This is a genomic window from Pseudomonas sp. PS02303, assembly GCF_029959925.1.
Lineage (GTDB): Bacteria > Pseudomonadota > Gammaproteobacteria > Pseudomonadales > Pseudomonadaceae > Aquipseudomonas > Aquipseudomonas mandelii.
The window spans coordinates 1-556 of the sequence record NZ_JASCOM010000556.1 but is presented as its reverse complement, the minus strand read 5'-3'; the positions used below and the strand labels follow the sequence as shown (position 1 = coordinate 556).

1 protein-coding gene is annotated in these 556 nt (G+C 69.1%); it reads right to left on the bottom strand.

Going from position 1 to position 556, the window contains the following annotated elements; translation table 11 throughout:
• Positions 1 to 114 precede the first annotated feature (114 nt).
• Positions 115 to 556, bottom strand: a 442-nt coding sequence (locus tag QMX98_RS34820) for a hypothetical protein (RefSeq protein ID WP_282412094.1), incomplete at its 5' end; no start/stop codon positions are given.

The following is a 556-nucleotide window of genomic DNA, read 5'->3' as shown; positions in this document are numbered from 1 at the left end:
AGGCTTGCCCGCGAAGGCGTCGTGACATTCAAAACAAGCGCTGACTGATACAACGCCTTCGCGGGCAAGCCTCGCTCCTACAAGGGATTGTGGGGGGTTGAAGATCAGCCTTTGTCAGGACCTTTTGTCATCGCCTGGCTCGCCACCGACATGCACACCGCGGTCGTCGCCGATTTCGCCCGCGCGGTGCACACCGCGGTCGTCGCCGATTTCGCCCGCGCGATGCACACCGCGGTCGTCGCCGATTTCGCCCGCGCGGTGCACACCGTGGTCGTCGCCGATTTCGCCCGAGCGGTGTACACCGTGATCGTCGCCGGGCTCAGAGTGAGTGCCGCTGCGCCCGGATGAGGCTGAGCTGCCTGAGTGTCCCGAACCATGGTCGCCGCTGCTGTGACCGCTGCCGCTGTTGCCGCCGCTGCCGTTTCCACTGTGGCCGCCGCCATTGCCACCGCCGCCGCTGCCACCGTGACCACCGCCATTGCCGCCGCCCCCGCTTCCGCCACCGGAACCGCCGCCGCCGTGACCGCCGCCACCGCCACCAGAACCGCCGCCGCCG